General features: G+C 59.7%; 8 protein-coding genes. 3 read left to right on the top strand and 5 right to left on the bottom strand.

Annotation, left to right across the window (positions count from 1 at the left end):
• The first annotated feature begins 105 nt into the window (after positions 1–105).
• Positions 106–2,709: an ATP-dependent chaperone ClpB gene (clpB, locus tag H6650_11150; GenBank protein ID MCB8952560.1), complete on the top strand. Its 2,604-nt coding sequence runs from the start codon at positions 106–108 to the stop codon at positions 2,707–2,709.
• Positions 2,710–3,015: 306 nt separating this feature from the next.
• Here the strand turns inward: clpB and H6650_11145 are convergent, their stop codons facing one another.
• The 5 genes from H6650_11145 to H6650_11125 form a co-directional block, all read right to left on the bottom strand.
• Entirely contained in the window at positions 3,016–3,477 is a 462-nt protein-coding gene (locus H6650_11145) for a hypothetical protein (protein MCB8952559.1), read from the bottom strand.
• A gap of 189 nt (positions 3,478–3,666) precedes the next feature.
• Entirely contained in the window at positions 3,667–4,743 is a 1,077-nt protein-coding gene (locus H6650_11140) for a redoxin domain-containing protein (GenBank protein ID MCB8952558.1), read from the bottom strand.
• A gap of 217 nt (positions 4,744–4,960) precedes the next feature.
• Entirely contained in the window at positions 4,961–5,596 is a 636-nt protein-coding gene (locus H6650_11135; protein MCB8952557.1) for a hypothetical protein, read from the bottom strand.
• Positions 5,597–5,611: 15 nt separating this feature from the next.
• Positions 5,612–5,914, bottom strand: coding sequence for a hypothetical protein (locus tag H6650_11130; protein MCB8952556.1), 303 nt, complete (start codon positions 5,912–5,914; stop codon positions 5,612–5,614).
• 140 nt (positions 5,915–6,054) lie between these two features.
• Positions 6,055–8,505 (bottom strand): copper-translocating P-type ATPase, encoded by a 2,451-nt coding sequence (locus tag H6650_11125; GenBank protein ID MCB8952555.1) that lies wholly within the window; start codon positions 8,503–8,505, stop codon positions 6,055–6,057.
• A gap of 394 nt (positions 8,506–8,899) precedes the next feature.
• Between H6650_11125 and H6650_11120 the strand changes: the two genes are divergently transcribed.
• Together H6650_11120 and H6650_11115 are read left to right on the top strand one after the other, a co-directional pair.
• A complete protein-coding gene (locus H6650_11120) occupies positions 8,900–15,382 on the top strand; it encodes a PHP domain-containing protein (protein MCB8952554.1) in 6,483 nt (2,160 codons plus the stop codon).
• Positions 15,383–15,389: 7 nt separating this feature from the next.
• A complete protein-coding gene (locus tag H6650_11115) occupies positions 15,390–16,331 on the top strand; it encodes a DMT family transporter (GenBank protein MCB8952553.1) in 942 nt (313 codons plus the stop codon).
• Positions 16,332–16,333: the final 2 nt, after the last annotated feature.

The following is a 16,333-nucleotide window of genomic DNA, read 5'->3' as shown; positions in this document are numbered from 1 at the left end:
TCCCGCCAACACGATTCTGACGCACGCCTCGTACCATATTTGTTGTATGGCGGGGCGTGTGTTTTTTGATGCCCGGCTTCCATCCCACCGTAAGGAATACGAAAAATGAATCTGAACAAGTACACGCATCGGGCGCAAGAGGCGATTTTAGAAGCGCAAAATCTGGCGAAGACCAACAACCACAGCCAGATTGAGCCGCTACACCTGCTGGCGGCTTTGTTGGGGCAGGAAGATGGCGTTGTGCCCCAGATTGTGAACCGCATTGGCGTGAATGCGCGCCAGTTGGCGACGGAGGTGGCGCAAGCCCTGGCGCGGCTGCCGCGAGCGTTTGGTGCTACCGCGCAGGTGACGCTGTCGCGGGAGGTATCGGAGATTGTCCGTGAAGCGGAGGCTGTTGCCGCGCAGTTGAAGGATGAGTACGTCAGCACGGAGCATCTCTTTCTGGCGCTGACGCGGGCGGCGGAGCAGGTGCGGTCGTTGGTTTTGCTGACGAATGCCGGCATCACCCCCGACAACGTTCTCCAGGCCCTTTCCACCATTCGCGGCGGCCAGCGCGTCACCAGCCAGGACCCGGAAAGCACCTACGACGCCCTCGCCAAATATGGCCGCGACCTCACCAAAATGGCGCGCCTGGGCAAACTGGACCCCGTCATTGGCCGCGACGAGGAAATCCGCCGCGTTAGCCAGGTCCTCAGCCGCCGCACCAAAAACAACCCCGTCCTCATTGGCGAGGCCGGCGTGGGCAAGACGGCCATCGTCGAGGGATTGGCGCAGCGCATCGCCAACGGAGACGTGCCGGAAAGCATGAAGCACAAAGACCTGATCGGTCTCGATCTCGCCAGCCTCGTTGCCGGGGCCAAATATCGCGGCGAATTTGAGGAACGGCTGAAGGCGGTGCTGCAAGAGATCACGGACAGCGAAGGGCGCATTATTTTGTTCATTGACGAACTGCACACGATGGTGGGCGCGGGCGCGGCGGAGGGGAGCATGGACGCCAGCAACATGCTCAAGCCGATGCTGGCCCGCGGCGAACTGCACACCATCGGCGCCACCACGCTGGACGAATACCGCAAATACATTGAGAAGGACGCCGCCCTGGAGCGACGCTTTCAGCCCGTTTTCGTGGACGAGCCATCCGTGGAAGATACCATCTCCATTTTGCGCGGCCTGAAGGAGCGGTACGAGGTGCATCATGGCGTGCGCATCCAGGATGGGGCCGTCATTGCCGCCGCGACCCTCTCCCAACGTTACATTACGGACCGCCAGCTTCCCGACAAGGCGATTGACTTGATTGACGAAGCGGCCAGCCGTCTGAAGATGGCGATTGAGTCCAAACCGGCGGAACTGGATCGGGTGGATCGGCAGATTTTGCAATTGGAGATTGAGCGAGAATCGCTGCGGAAGGAGCGGGATAAGGCGTCAAAGGATCGCCTGGGCGTGATTGAGGCGGAAATCGCGGAATTGCAGGAGCGGGGTAATGCGCTGCGGGCGCAGTGGGAAACGGAGAAGACGGCCATCCAGGAAGTGCGAGCCACAAAGGCCAGGATGGACGAGACGCGCACGCAGATTGAGCAGGCGGAGCGGGAGATGGACCTGGCGGCGGCGGCCCGCTTGCGCTATGGCACGTTGGTGGAACTGGAGCAACAGTTGACGAAGCAGGAGCAGCGGCTGGCGCAATTGCAGCATGGCGGCGCGCTGCTGAAAGAGGAGGTAGACGCGGAGGATATCGCCGATATTGTTTCCCATTGGACGGGTATCCCCGTGAGCAAGCTGTTGGAAGGGGAGGTGGAGAAGCTGTTGCACATGGAAGAGCGGCTGCACCGGCGCGTCGTGGGGCAGGATGAGGCCATCCGCGCCGTGAGCAGCGCCGTGCGGCGGGCGCGCGCCGGCTTGCAGGACAGGCAGCGACCGATTGGCTCCTTCATTTTCCTGGGACCGACGGGCGTGGGCAAGACGGAACTGGCGCGGGCGCTGGCGGAATTCCTGTTTGATGACGAGGCTGCGATGGTGCGCATTGATATGAGCGAGTACCAGGAGCGGCACACGGTTAGCCGCCTGATTGGCGCGCCCCCCGGTTATGTGGGGTACGACGAGGGCGGGCAGTTGACGGAAGCGGTGCGCCGCCGTCCGTATTCCGTTGTGCTGTTTGACGAAATCGAGAAAGCGCACGCGGATGTGTTCAACACGCTGCTGCAAGTGTTGGACGATGGCCGCCTTACGGATGGGCATGGTCGCTCGGTCAATTTCAAGAATACGGTGGTGATCATGACCAGCAACGTGGGCAGCCAGTTCTTGTTGGGGGACAGCTACGACCCACAGCGGGCGCTGACGGCGCTGCGGACGACGTTCCGCCCGGAGTTCTTGAACCGCGTGGACGAGATCATTACGTTTGATCCGCTGAGCCGGGAAGACCTGGCGCAAATTGTGGAGATTCAGGCGGAGCGGATGCGGGGGTTGCTGGCGGAGCGGCGCATGTCGCTGGCCTTTACGGAGGCGGCGCGGCAGTTTGTGGCAAATGAGGGGTATGACCCTGCGTATGGGGCGCGGCCCATCAAGCGCACGCTGCAAAGGCTGGTGGCGGATCCGTTGGCGCTGGCGATTCTCCAAGGCGCGTTCGCGGATGGTGATAGGATTGTGGTGGATGTGGCGGATGGGGCGCTGACGTTTCGCAAGGCGTTCCCCATGAGTGAGGTATACCATGAGGGGTGAAAATAGTCACGGCGTGCGCGGATGACGCGGATTTGTCTTGACGATGGTTGGCGGGCGGCGCTTCTGACAATTATCGACTCGAGTCTGGCGAAATCCACATATGGTGACCGGAGTCGAGGCTTTAGCCGGGTTAAACCATATGGTGACCGGAGTCGAGGCTTTAGCCGGGTTAAACCATATGGTGACCGGAGTCGAGGCTTTAGCCGGGTTAAACCCCATATATGGGCCGGCTGAAGCCTCCATGCCTAAAACGCCAGAGTCCCGTTATCAATTGACCATTGCTCACTACCAACTGAACACTACCACTTACCGTTTGGTCCACTCCCACATGCCATAGGCGATTTCTTTGCTCAGGGGGTGGCCGGCTTCACGCAGGGCGACGCCGATTTCGCCAAAGTGGTAGGATTCATGGGCGATGAGGTAGCCGAGAAATGCCGGCACGCTCCCCCCAAACCCCTTAATTTTCCCCGCCGCCACGCCCCGCTCAAACAAGACCGCCACGGCTGCGCCGGACGCCGTCAACGCCCGGCGCAGCCGCTCGCGGTCCAGCGCGTCGCCGCGGGCAATGCGCGGCAGCGGCTCCCACAAATCCGCCGCCGATACCTGCAACCAGGTCAGGCGCACACCGTGGATGTGGGCAAACATTTGCGCGAATCCCCGCCCTTGCTTCCGCTTTCCTACAGCAAAAGCCTCCTCCGCCACGCCATCCAGCAAATACAAGCCAATGCGGTTATGAATCCGCCATGCTTCGACAAGTTGTTCATCCATAATAGTGTTTAGTGGGTGGTGGTCAGTTGACAGTTGGTAGTTTTTCGTTGACTGTTTGTGACTATACAGGTCATCTGCCCAGATTGGACCAATTTGCTCTGGTTAAATCCTGTTAATGTCTACAAAATTGGTCCAATCTCTCGGAGACGTGAATAGATACGACTGTTTTTCGTTGACTGTTAGACAAGTTTACTCGCCCCTCGCCCCTCGCCCCTCCCTGACGCACGTCGTAAAGGTAAACGAGTAGACGGCGAGGCCGGTTGCCTGGAAGATGAGTTGCAATTGGTGTTCGCCGAAGTCAGGGTTACGCACGAGTTCGTAGAGGCGGGGGCGGGTGACGTTGACGAAACTGATGCCGTATTCGTCGATTTGCACGTCCTGACCGGCGATGCCTGGATGCAGCCAGCGCCGGTCTTGTTTGAGCAGCACGCGCCTTTCTTGTGCCGGCATTAACCCCAAGCGCAACGCCACCTCATCCCCCGTCGGGCTAAGGACAGCGTTTACACCCACGGCGGCAAAAGGCAGTTCCAGATAGCCGTTGTCCTGCCCGGCGAAGGCGATGTACTCCGGGTGCGCTTGCCAGAAACCGTCTACGTAGAAGGAGCCAGTTTGCCACGCCTCGCGCGGGGGCAGGCGGTAGAGCATAGGGGTTTCCAGAACGTACCCTTCCGGGTTGCCCAGCAGGCCGCCAAAGAGGCCGGTGGCGAAACCGGTGTGCAGTTCGGGGGTGGAGGGGTAGCAGACCGCGCCGGATCGATCTTCGGGACGGAGGGGGGGCATGAGTGCCGGCAAGGTCGCTGCCGGATCGCGGAGGCGCAGCAGTTCTTGGATGGCGCGCTCCGTCTCGGCGTAATACCCCTCACCCTGTCGCCGGTAGCGAATGTAGCCGTCGGCATCTACCAGGACTTTCGTGGGCCAGGCGCGGGTGGCGAAGCGATGCCAGTTCTCATACGCATTGTCGAGCAGAATGGGGTAGTCAAGACCAAACTCGGCCGCGGCCATCTCCAGTTGTTGGCGGTCATGGGCGAATTTGAATTCGGGGGCATGGATGCCGATGATGGTCAGCCCTTTGTCCGCGTAGCGCGCGTGCCACGCGCGCATGTAGGGCAGGGTGCGCAGGCAGTTGATGCAGGTGTAGTCCCAGAAGTCGATCAGGAGAACCTGTCCGCGCAGTTGTTCGCGGGCGAGTGGGGGTGTGTTTAACCAGGGGCCGGGGGCAAATGCCGGCATTCTCACTATCCGCGCGTCCAACAAAGAATCAGTCATGCCCCTATTTTATTGCGAATTTGCCGCCTTGCCAGCCGCGCGGAAGCGAGATTGGTTCATTCCCCAAGAACGGCAACTACTAACGCTCACTAGTACCTCGACAACCTAAAAATGAGGGGTGAGGAGTGCGGCATCCTCAGATGCCGCCCATTCGCATCTGAGGATGCGAACTCCTCCAAATTACATTGTTGAGGCACTAGAAGAACTGCCATGGCCTTTAGAGGGCGGGGCGTTGGTGGTCGTTCTGGCCCCAGCGCCAGGTGAGCCAGGTGGCGGCGATGGCGAAAAGGAGGAACATGCCGGCAAATGTCACCTGAATCCCGCGCGAAGAGGACGAGCTGATCGGGTTGCGTGGGTGCAGCACCAGTGGCGTCACGCGCATGACCCACACCATGAACAGCGCCAGCGCCAGGTGCAGCCCGCCGCGCAAACGCGGCCACGGCAGCCAGCCGCCGGCGACCTGCGTAATCAAGCCGAAGGCCAGCAAATTGAGTGCGGCGGCCATGCGCGGCTCCTGCCAAAATGGCGCACCCCAGTTCACCCGCGCCGCCAGAATGCTCAACAACAGCCCTGCCGCGAAAAAGCCCAACCCCACCCAGCCGATACGTTGGCTCCACGCCTGTGCTGACAGATTGGCCGTGAATAGGGTCACGGCTCCGATCACGCCCGCTACGGCCAGGGACGTCATGCCGACCCAGGTGAGGGCGACGTGGACGTACACGGCGCGAATGCCCTGCCCCAACGTTTGTTCCGCCGGAGCCAGGCGTAAAATGAGGAGGGCGAGCAGGAGCGTGCCGGCAAAAACAAGCCAGTCAGCGAGGCGAATGGAGGAGCGCGTCTTGTTCGTTTTCATAATAAAGGTTTGGCGTTACATCAATGTGAGGACGATGTCGCGCACGCTGCCGTCCACCGTCAGGGCGTCGCCGCGGCGAATCAGGGCGTTGTAGGCATCATCCTTGCGCAGTTGTTGTGACAGGCTATCCAGCGCATTCAGATCGCGAAAGTCCATGACCCAATGAATCGCCCCCAAATCGCCAAATCGCTCGGTGTAGACCTCGATCTGGCCCACGGTGTAATGTGTGTTGAGGTATTCGGCCACCTCTTTGGCCCAGGCAACGGCTTCGATGTTCTTGCCGTTGCGGGGACGAATGCTGCGCTGGAGTCTGATCATGGCGTACGGTTGCGTTGTGATGCCTGAATGCCCGTGCGGGGTTGCGCGAGACAAGGAAAAGGGTGTGCCCAACCCAAACGGGAGCACACCCATGATTATGCGGCTGCGTGTTAATCGCTGGTTCTATTGTACCGGCCAGTTTACAGTTTGACACGCCGCAGGCGCAAGGCATTGGAGACGACGCTGATGCTGGAGAAGGCCATGGCCCCGGCGGCGAGTATGGGGTGAAGTTGGCGCAGGAATGTGGGAGCCCAGTCGAAGGGAGCGAGAATGCCGGCAGCAATCGGAATCAACGCCGCATTATACCCAAACGCCCACAGCAGATTTTCCTTGATATTGCGCATCGTCGCCTGCGACAGCCGGATCGCCTGTGGTACGCTGCGCAAATCCCCGCGCATCAACGTCACATCCGCCGTCTCCATGGCCACATCCGTACCCGTGCCAATCGCCATGCCCACATCCGCCTGCGCCAGCGCCGGCGCGTCATTGATGCCGTCCCCCACCATCGCCACGCGGAATCCCTCCTGTTGCAAGCGCGCCACATGCGCCACCTTGTCCCCCGGCAGCACCTCCGCGAACACGCGATCAATCCCCACCTCCGCCGCAATTTGCCGCGCCGTTGCCTCGTTGTCCCCCGTGAGCATCACCACTTGCAAGCCCAGGTCGTGCATGGCGGCCACCGCCTCCCGCGATCCCTCCTTTATCGTATCCGCCACGCCGATCAAGGCGCTGGCCTGACCATCCACCGCCAGCCACATGGCCGTTTTCGCTTCTCGCTGCAACTGTTCCGCCCGCCGTTCCAGGCCATGCAACGCCACCTGCTCTTGCCGCATCAGGCGCAGGTTACCCACCAGCACCCTGCGCCCGTCCACCTGTGCGGCAATACCCTGCCCGGTAATGCTGCGGAAGGCGGCGGGCTGGCTCAGCGGCAACCCCTTTTCCAACGCCGAACGCACAATCGCCTCCCCCAGGGGATGCTCCGACCCGCGCTCCGCCGAGGCCGCCAGCCGCAGCAGTTCGTCTGCTTCCGCCGCCGCTGCTTCGTCGGCAATGACGTCCGTCACCGACGGCTCGCCCCGCGTAATCGTGCCCGTTTTGTCCAGCACCACGGCGGTCAGCCGTTGCGCTTGCTCCAATGCCGCGCTGTCTTTGAAGAGAATGCCCTGCTCCGCCCCCTTGCCCACGCCGACCATGATGGAGGTGGGCGTGGCCAGGCCCATGGCGCAGGGGCAGGCGATGACCAGCACGGCCACCAACCGCACCAGCGCCGGCGTGAAGCCCGACCCGCTCGCCAGCCAGATGACGAATGTGAGCAGCGCCAGGCTAATGACCACGGGCACAAAGACGGCGGCTACCTGGTCTACCACGCGCTGGATGGGGGCTTTGCTGCCTTGCGCCTGTTCGACCAGCTTGATAATTTGCGCCAGGGCCGTTTCCTTGCCCACCTTCGTTGCTTCAAAATGGAGCAGACCTTGCTTGTTCAGCGTGGCGCCGATCACGTCGTCCCCAACTTGCTTACTGACGGGCAGGCTCTCGCCGGTGATCATGCTTTCGTCTACGGCGGAGCGCCCTTCGATGATGACGCCATCGACGGGGATTTTTTCTCCGGGGCGCACGACGACGATGTCCCCGGCGATTACTTCGGCGATGGGGATGTCCACCTCATTGCCGTCGCGCGCCACGCGCGCCGTTTTCGGTTGCAGGCCGATTAGCTTCTTAATGGCTTCGCTGGTGTGGCCTTTGGCGCGCGCTTCCAGCAGCTTGCCCAACACGATCAGGGTAATGATGGCCGCGGAAGTCTCGAAATAGACGTGTCCCGGCGCGCCCAGGATAACGGCGACGCTGTAGACATAGGCCACCGAGGAGCCGAGCGCAACCAGCACGTCCATGTTGGCGGAGCGATTCCGTAGCGATTTGAACGCGCCGGTGTAATAATCCTTGCCCACGTAGAACTGCACCGGCGTGGCCAGCACCCAGAACAGCACATTGACCCAGGGAGCGTGCGCCCATTCGCCCAGCAGGCCAAAGTCGCGCCCCATGCTGAGTAGAAACAGGGGCAGCGTGAAAATGAGGCCGACGAGAAAGCGCCGCTGCTGGTGGCGCATTTCGCCGGCGCGGGCTTCCGCTTCGGCGTCGGGCAGCTCTTCCAGTGCGGCGGCTTCCACCACATCGTAGCCGGCCCGGCGCACGGCGGCGACCATGTCCGCGCGCGCCACCTGGCCGGGCACGTAGCGGATGGTGGCTTTTTCGCTGGCCAGATTGACGCCGGCTTCCAGCACGCCCGGTAGTTTGTTCAGGCGGCGTTCGATGGTGTTGGCGCAGTTGGCGCACGTCATGCCCAGCAGGGAGAGGTCGAGGCTGGCCGTGGGCACGTCGTAGCCGGCGCGCTGGATGCGGGCGATCACGTCTTGCGTGACGGCGCGTGCGTCGCCGGCATCGCGGTCGTAGCTGAATGTGACTTTTTCGCTGGCGAAATTAACGGTGGCGGTTTGGACGCCGGCGGCTTTTTTGGCGTTGCGTTCGACGGCGGCCACGCAGTTGGCGCAGGTCATGCCGAGTACGGGGAGGGTGATTTGGTCTTCGTGTGTCATGGGGGGAGTTGATAGTTGGAAGTTGGTCGCGTTTTATTTGGTGACGATGATACCCATACCCCCTGGGGGGGGATATGGGTGGATCATAGCAGATTTGGGGGCGGATTTCAAGTGACAATCAACAGGTCAATGGAAGACGGGAAACGGAATGAGCGCCACACCAACCGTCAACTTCCCCCTGTCGCAATGGCGCAATCATGCTATACTGGTCGTGCGGGAGATTACAACAAAACATCTCGCATAGCCATCGGAACGGCGGAATGCCGGCATCTAGTAACCGTCCACAAATAAATCCCCGGCGTCGCGGCTCAGCCGGCAGCGTTGCCGGCTGAAGCCGCGATGCCGAAATGGGAAGGAAATGTGGACAGCCACCTGACACCCCGGGCCAGACATCATGAGCAACGACCAGAAGGAATTTGTCCACCTCCACGTCCACAGCGAATACTCCCTCCTCGACGGTCTCAGCCGCCTCAAAGACCTCGTCAACCGCGCCATCGAACTCAACCAGCCCGCGATTGCCCTCACCGACCATGGGGCCATGTACGGGACGATGGAATTCTACAAAGCGTGCAAAGCCGCCGACCTCAAACCCATCATCGGCATAGAGACCTACCTGGCCGCCCGCACCCTGGCCGACCGCGACCCCTATCTGGACAAAAACCGCTTCCACATGCTGCTGCTGGCCGAGAACGACGCCGGCTATCGCAACTTGCTGGAAATCGCCACCACTGCCCAACTCGAGGGCTACTACTACAAGCCGCGCATTGACCGCGACTTTATGGCGCGCCACGCCGAAGGACTGATCGCCACCACCGGCTGCATGGCCGCCGAAATTCCGCGGGCCATCGGCGACGGCAACATGAAGCTGGCGCACCAGCTCATGGGCGAATACGTGGACATTTTTGGTCGGGATCGCCTCTTCATTGAACTACAAGAACACAGCATACCGGAGCTGACCCATATCAACAAAATGCTGTTGGAAATGGCCCCCCAATATGGTTTGGCGGGCAATTTCCTGGCGACCAACGATGTCCACTACACGTTAGCCAGCGACGCCGACCCCCATGACATTCTCCTCTGCGTGCAGACGAGTTCCACGTTCCAACAGGAAAAGCGGATGCGCTTTTCCGATAAAGGGTACTACCTGAAGTCGTACGATGAGATGGCCGCGCTGTTTGGCCATATCCCGGGCGCGCTGGACAACAGCTTGCGCGTGGCGGAGATGTGCGACGTCAGCCTCGGTTTCGGTGGGTATCATCTACCTGTTTTTGCAGTGCCGGCATCATACACCCCTGAAACCTACCTGCGCGAACTGTGCGAAGCGGGCCTGATCTGGCGTTATGGCGCGGAACGGGCCGCCTCAGACCAGGGACTGCGCCAGCGCCTCAACCACGAACTGGGCATCATCCACCGCATGGGGTTTAACTCCTACTTCCTCATCGTCTGGGACCTGTGCGAGTGGGCTGCGCGCAGCGACCGCTGGTGGCAATTGCACCACGACCCGCACCCCTACGATAGTTACGAAGCGTGGAAAAAGCACGACATCTGGTGGAACGTGCGCGGTTCGGGCGCCGGCTCCGTCGTCGCCTACACCCTGGGCATCACCAGCATCGATCCCCTGGCAAACGGCCTGATTTTCGAGCGATTCCTCAATCCCGGGCGCGTTTCCATGCCCGACATTGACCTGGACTATCCTGACGACGTGCGCCATTTGATGGTGGAATACACCATGCGCCGCTACGGGCGCGACAAAGTCGCCCAGATCATCACGTTTGGCACGATGGGCGCGCGCGCGGCCATCCGCGACGTGGGGCGGGCGCTGGATATGCCGCTGCCCGACGTGGACCGGCTGGCGCGCCTGATTCCGGCTGTACCGGGCAAGCCCGTGAAGATTGAAAACGTGCTGGACAAAGAGCATGAGTTCTACTCCGCGGAACTGGAGGAGGTTTACCGCTCCGACAAGGCCGCCCGCGAGTTGATCGAAACCGCGCGCAACCTGGAAGGGATCACGCGCCATGCCTCCAGCCATGCGGCGGGCGTGATCGTCTCCGATAAGCCCCTGCAGGAATACGTCCCCCTGAACCGCCCCACCAGTGGCGACGAAGGCCTGGGGGGCCTGGATCGGGTGACGCAGTGGCCCATGGAAATCGTGGAAGGGATCGGGCTGCTTAAGGTTGATTTCCTCGGCCTGAGTACGCTCACGGTGATGCGGCGCGCGGCGCGCCTGATTGAAGAGCGACACGGCGTCGTGTACACGATGGATAATATCCCCTATGACGAGGGACACGTCGGGCCAGATCCGGAACGACGGCCAGAGAAACTGTTCGACATGCTGGCGCGCGGCGAAGTAGCGGGCGTCTTCCAGGTGGAAGGGGCGGGCATGCGCAAACTGATGATGGAGATGAAGCCGCATCGCTTCGACCACATCGTCGCCGCCATCTCTCTCTACCGCCCCGGCCCAATGGAAAATATCCCCACTTACATTGACCGGATGCATGGCAAACAGCCGGTTCAGTATCACCACCCTGATTTAGAGTCGATTCTGGGTGATACGTATGGCATTTGTGTCAGCGGCGATAGCCTGGTGACGGACGTTCGCACCGGTCAACGATTTAGGCTGGATGAACTGAGTGATTGCGATGATTTTATGATTCAGGGCGTTAATGAACGGTGGGAAATGGCTGCTGGCCAGGTACTCCACTGGATTGACAGCGGTTACAAAGAAGTGTACCGTCTTACTTTACGTAATGGTGCATCCATCAAGATCACGGCGGATCACCGATTGTTAACCGAACATGGTTGGCGTCCGCTCGTCGATCTGCAAGCCGGCGATTATGTAGCTGTTCCACCGCGACTACTTGAGCCACAAGAACCTCTGAGTTTTGATCGACGCAAGCTGCGGCTGCTGGCCTATCTGATAGCGGATGGCAGTTTGGCTAGCATGGCATCTGTTGACTTTGTTTCCGAGGAGTCTGCATTATTAAAAGAGTATGAAATGTGCCTGGCCGCTTTTCCAGGGATTCGGGCGTCCTTCACGCAACAGGTGCGTGGCGTTGTCCGGATTGGCGCCGCCAAAGAAACTAATTTGGAAGCACATTATCATGCGCCTAATGAATTGCTGGCCTGGCTGCGTGAATTGGGCCTAAAACACGCTCCCGGTAGTGCACCCGGAGGCTTGCGGAGTCATGAGAAGTTTGTACCATCATTTGTCTTTGCCCTTAATAATGAAGATGTGGCATTTTTCTTGGCTTCGTTATGGGATTGCGATGGATATGTGGGGCGCAAACTGTGTCACTACAAAACAATCTCATGCCAGCTAGCAGAAGATGTCAAAACCTTACTGCTTCGCTTGGGTATCTCGACTTCCATTTATAAAAGTCACTACCACAACGGTAATGAGGCACGGATCGGGTATCAGGTGACATTGTACGATACGGCTTTTTTTGCAGAGCAAATCGGCATATGGATGGTGTCAGAAAAGCGAAACAGAGCGGGTCATGGACAGGTGCATCCTACTATTGCCCGCGACCTATTTGTCAAAGAATTGGAACAGGCGACCGATCTTTCCTATCGGGCACTGATGGCAGAGTACGGTATCAGCCGACAACATTTCGGACCCAAGGGTCGTCAACGTGAACGTATAGCGTCTCATATCGTACGTCCAGTTGCTGAAGCGCTGAATTTATCAGGAACTGAGCGGCGACTCAAGGTGCATTGGGAAGAAATCACAGCTATCGAACCGGCAGGCGTTGATCACGTTTACGATTTGACCGTCGCGGGATTACATAGTTTCGTTGCCAACAACATCATTGTTCACAACTGTATCTATCAAGAACAGATCATCCAGATTGCTTCTAAACTGGCGGGGTATGAGCCGGGCGAGGCGGACATGATCCGCAAGGCGGTGTCGAAGAAGAAGAAAGATTTGATGGAGAAGCACCGCATCCAGTTCACGGAGGGGGCGATGGCGCGTGGCCTCAGCCGCGAGACGTGCGATGCTATTTGGGGGGATATTGAGTTCTTTGCCCGCTATGGTTTTAACAAATGCTTGCCCGGTGATGTGGAGGTGGTGGATGGGGAGAGTGGCCGTCTCCTGCGCATTGAGGACCTGTACAACCGCAAAGCTGCCATTGATCAAACCGTTACTTGTGATGTTTCATCATTAAAATTGCAAACGGGACAGGTCGTGGAGGTGCTGGACAATGGCGTAAAGCCTGTTTATCGGCTCACGACAGCTTTAGGCAAACAGATTGAAGCCACCTCGAATCATCCTTTTTATACTTTTGCTGGTTGGCAATGGTTGGGTGATCTGGAAGTTGGGCAGCAGATTGCTTTGCCTCGTTCACTGCCGATTGAGGGCAAAAATGAGTGGCCGGAACATGAGGTCATTGCCTTAGGTCATTTGTTAGCGGAGGGGAATTTGTGCCATCCTCACTCGGTTTATTTTTATAGCCAGCAGGAAGCCAGTTTGCAGGATTATGTAAAAGCGGCAGAACATTTTGACAATGTGGCCTGTTCGGTGTCGCTGCATCACGAGACGTATTCAGTGTATGCGCGGCGGGTGAATCGACAGAAGCCGCCGGGAATTGTAACATGGGCAAAGCGGTTGGGTATTTGGGGCAAGAATGCTCGGGAGAAAGAAATTCCGGCGGAGGTTTTTACCCTGAATAATGGGCAACTCGCTTTGTTATTGGGGCGAATGTGGGATGGGGATGGCTCTGTGCTTACCCAAGCGCGGAATTCAGTACATGCCTACTATGCGACAGCTTCAGAGCGGTTGGGACGGCAGGTGCAGCATTTGCTGCTGCGTCTAGGGATTATGAGCAGTTTTCGGATGCAGCAGTTTGGGTATAAGGACGGTCGCATTGGTTATCAAGTGCATGTGATGGGTAGTGAACACATGCTTCGCTTTGCGCAATTGCTTGGTCCTCATTTGCCGCGGGAGGATCAGCGAGCGATTTGTACCGCTCTGGTGAAACAGATGGGACAGGCAGATACGTCGGCGCGAGATACGATTCCGCTGGCTGTTAAGGAGATCGTTCGTGATGAGAAAGCGAATGCCGGCATAACCTGGACGCAGTTAAATGGGGATACAGGGATTGGGCAACGCGAGTTTTATCCCACAAATGCGCCTACGAAGAAGGGATTTCGGCGGGAGACGATTGGCCGTCTAGCCGGCTATTTTGACAGCGATGAGTTACGTCGTTACGCGGAAAGCGATATTTATTGGGATGAGATTGTGGCGATTGAGTATGTGGGGGAGAAGCAGACGTATGATTTGACGATTGCCGATACCCATAACTTAATTGCCAATGATATTTTGGTGCATAACAGTCACGCCGCTGATTATGCTAAAGTGACTTGCCAGACCGCCTTCTTGAAGGCGCATTATCCGGTGGAGTACCTGACGGCCATGCTCAGCGTGGAGCGGGACAACACGGAAAAGGTGCGCCGCTATTTTGCCGAGGCGCAAAGCCTGGGTATTGCCGTGGCCCCGCCGGACGTGAATCTTTCCGGGCTGGACTTCACGATTGAGGATGAGGGAGAGCGGCACGTTATTCGCTTTGGGTTGGGGGCGATCAAAAATGCGGGCGAGGCGGCGCTGCGGTTGATTCTGGATGAGCGGGAAGCCAATCGTCCGTTTACGGACTTGCAAGATTTGTGTAATCGCGTGGATTTGCGGCGGGTGGGCAAGCGCGCCCTGGAGTTTATGGCGAAAGGGCGGGCGTTTGATTCCTGGGGGACGCCGGCGCAGTTCCTGGAGGCGTTGGACCGCATCCTGAGCGAAAGCGGAACGTCGCACGACGCGGCGGCGGCGGGGCAGTTGAGCCTGTTTGATGGGTTGTTTGGCGCGCAGGTGAAGATTGAGGTGCAACTGCTGCCGGAGGCGAAGAAGGTCGATTACAAGCAGGTGTTGGAGTGGGAGAAAGAGGCGCTGGGGGTGTACGTGTCGGAGCATCCGCTGGAGCGGCCATTGGCGCTGTTGCAGTCGCGCACAAACGCGGTACTGTCGGAGTTGGATGAGTTGTGGCAGGGGAGGCCGGTTTGTGTTGCCGGCATGATCAGCACCCTGCGCACCCTCACCACCAAGAAAGGGGACCCCATGGCTTTCGGTGCCCTCGAAGACCTGGAAGCCAGCGTCGAAGTCGTCTTCTTCCCGCGCACCTGGAAACAAGTGCGCGACCAGGTGCAGGTAGACCAGGTGATGCTCGTGCGCGGCAAGGTCCAGGTGGAAGAGACGCGCACCAAAATCATCGTGGATTCGGTGCAAACGAGCCTGGAACTGGCCTCCGACGCCGACGAGCCGACGTCGGGCGTGGAAGCAAACGCTGGCCGCGCGGCGGGGGAAGCGACGCTGCCGCCGGGCCAATCCCGTCTGGCCGAACCGACAGCGAATTATGCATTGGATGACGGCGACTATGGTCCGCCGCCGCCCTTCGACGATGATTGGGAGCCAGATTATTTGCCGCCGCCGCCGCCCAACTTCATGGAGGGGCTGGCGATGGCCCCATCGGCGGCGTCTCGGGAAAAGGGAGCAGCAAATGGGAACGGCGCGGGACGCGGCAATGGCAAACCTGCCGGCCAGCCCGCGTCGCCGTCTGTGGCCACGCCGGAAAATGTGACCACATCCGCCGCGTCCGCCGCGCCCGCGCCATCGCGGACGCTGGTGGTGCAGATTGATCCGCGGCGCAACTGGCGTGAAGCGTGCCGGCAATCGGTGAAAATTGCCGGCAAATACCAGGGCCACGACCGCCTCCGCCTGCAAATCGTGGGGCAGCGCGGCCTCGTCATGGACTTTCCCAACCACCGTACCCAGGCGTGCGCCGAACTGGTGCAGGCATTAAGCGGCGTGCCTGGGGTCACACACGTGGAATAACCCGCCCTTGTCTACCTCCCAACCAACTGAGCGTACCATTCTATTCAGCTATCTGGCGCTGGCGGCCGGCGTCATTTGCATGGGCTTCTCCGGCATCTTCGTCAAGTGGGCCAACGCCCCCGGCCCCGTCACCGGCTTTTACCGCATGATCATCGTCGTGCTGCTGCTGGCGGGTCCCTTCTGGCGGCGCGTGCGCCGACGTCCGCAGCCCGGCGCGTCCTGGTGGAGCCGTTTTCCGCGGTCGGCCACGCGCATCGCCTTGCTCAGTGGTCTTTTTTTCGCCTGCGATCTGACCTTGTGGAACACGGGGATTTTGCTCAGTGGGGCCACGAATCCCACGTTGATGGGCAATACGTCACCGCTGTGGGTGGGGATTGGCGCCTATTTTCTTTTCCGGGAGAAACTGGGGCGTCATTTCTGGCTGGGGTTGGGGCTGGCGCTGGCGGGGGCGGTGCTGATTCTGGGGTTGGATGCGCTGCGAGGGTTTTCGTTGGGACTGGGGACGTCACTGGGGCTGTTTGCCGGCATGTTCTACGGCGCATACTTCCTGGCCACCCAACGCAGCCGCCAGACGTTGGATTCCCTCACCGCTTTCTGGCTGGCCGCCGCCAGTTCCACCGTCGTCCTGCTCCTGTTTTGCCTCGTCGCCCGGCTGCCGCTACTCGGTTACTCAATGAAATCCTACCTCAGCTTCCTGGGGTTGGGGTTGATTGTGCATGGTTTAGGGCAGTTTGCGTTTAGTTACGCGTTGGGGTATTTGCCGGCATCCCTCGTCTCTCCCGCCGGCCTGGGCCAACCCATCGTCACCGCCCTGCTGGCCGTTCCCCTCCTGGGCGAAACGATCACGCGCGGGCAGATCGTCGGTGGCCTGGCCGTACTCACGGGCATTTACATCGTCCATCGCAGCCGCCAGCGCCCCCGCCGTTCCGCGGCCCTGGCTCGCGGGTAGAT

The sequence above is a fragment of the Ardenticatenales bacterium genome (assembly GCA_020634515.1).
In the GTDB taxonomy this organism is placed as follows: domain Bacteria; phylum Chloroflexota; class Anaerolineae; order Promineifilales; family Promineifilaceae; genus JAGVTM01.
This window is presented reverse-complemented; position numbering and strand designations above follow the sequence as displayed.